Here is a 1,342-nt window from a genome sequence, read left to right on the forward strand (position 1 = left end):
AAGCCAGTGCGCTCACCGCCGACTTGCCAGACATCGCGCTGGTGTTGTCGGATATCAAACTGGAGGGGACTGCCACCGGCATCGACTTGGCCACCCGGCTTGACGGCTCAAACCTGCCTTGCATCCTGATGACGTCCCTTCCCGTCAGCGACCCGTTGTTCCGCAAGGCCTTGAAATGCGGGCCGGTTTTGCGCAAACCATTCACCACGCATCAACTGTCCGCGCTGATCAAACCGGAGCCCGCCGCATGACATCGCCCTTGGTCACCATCCTGGATGACGAGCCGGAAATCCGCCGGATCCTGACCAGCACACTGGAGGACGCAGGCTTCCGTACCCAAAGCTTCGCGCGCGCGCGCGAATTCGAGGCGGCTCTGAACCGGATGGCACCCGATGTCTGCCTGGTTGATCTGTCGCTGCCCGATACTGACGGGCTGGCGTTGGTGCACCGGCTTGCACTGGAACAAGGCGCGGCGGTCATCATCATCTCCGGCCGTGCCCAGGTGCAGGACCGGGTGACGGGGCTGGAGCTGGGAGCTGATGATTACATCACCAAACCGTTTGATCCGGCCGAAGTTGTCGCCCGGGTCCGCGCCCGCCTGCGCAGCGCCCCCCGCACAGCGGCCCCTGCCAGCGATACCGCCCGGTTCTCCGGCTGGACCGCACATTTCGACCGCTATTTGCTGGAAGATGAAACAGGCAGCGAAACCCCGTTTTCCCATGCCGAGGGCGAAGTTCTGCGGTTATTCCTCGACAGCCCCAAGCGGCTGATCTCCCGCGCCCAGATGCAAGAGGCACTTGGCGGTGCGGCTGGAGAGAGCTTTGACCGGGCAATGGATGTGCGCGTCTCCCGCCTGCGCACTAAGTTGCGCGAAGACCCCAAGAATCCACGTCTGATCAAGACGATCTATGGCGCGGGCTACATCTTCTTGGGCGATGTGGACTGGGGCTGACCCTGTTCCGGGACAAAACCAACTTTCCCGCAGGACGCTCTTTCTTCCAGACAAGAAGAGCGAAAGAAAAAGCAGCTGCAGTATTTTGTCGGCCTTGTCCATTCTGGCCAAGCTGGTGTTCGCCGCGGCGGCGCTGTCTTCCGCGCTCTGAGGTCTCACTTTTGTCAGCGCAGCATAGAGATTCTTGCCGCGGCGAATCGCTTAGCATAGAATCAATCCATGGCCACCTGTCTGCTCTACCGCCAAGCCCCTTCGCGCCCGTCCCGGTTCTACCGGATTGAGCTGGCGATGAACCTGTTTTCCGAGGTCTCCGTGCTGCGCGAATGGGGCATAGCCGGCGGCAACGGGCAAAGCGTCATCAACATCTACGGTAATCTGCGCGAGGCTTCC

At 61.4% G+C, this 1,342-nt stretch carries 2 protein-coding genes and 1 pseudogene; all 3 read left to right on the forward strand.

The features are described from left to right. A pseudogene (locus A2I95_RS38545) lies at positions 1–251 on the forward strand (hybrid sensor histidine kinase/response regulator); the annotation flags it as partial. Beyond that, entirely contained in the window at positions 248–952 is a 705-nt protein-coding gene (locus tag A2I95_RS38550) for a response regulator transcription factor (protein WP_259989011.1), read from the forward strand. The pseudogene A2I95_RS38545 and the gene A2I95_RS38550, both read left to right, overlap by 4 nt. A gap of 219 nt (positions 953–1,171) precedes the next feature. Beyond that, positions 1,172–1,342: WGR domain-containing protein (locus A2I95_RS38555; RefSeq protein WP_291737670.1), on the forward strand; the 171-nt coding region annotated here is incomplete at its 3' end.

Source organism: Leisingera sp. F5, from assembly GCF_001593695.1.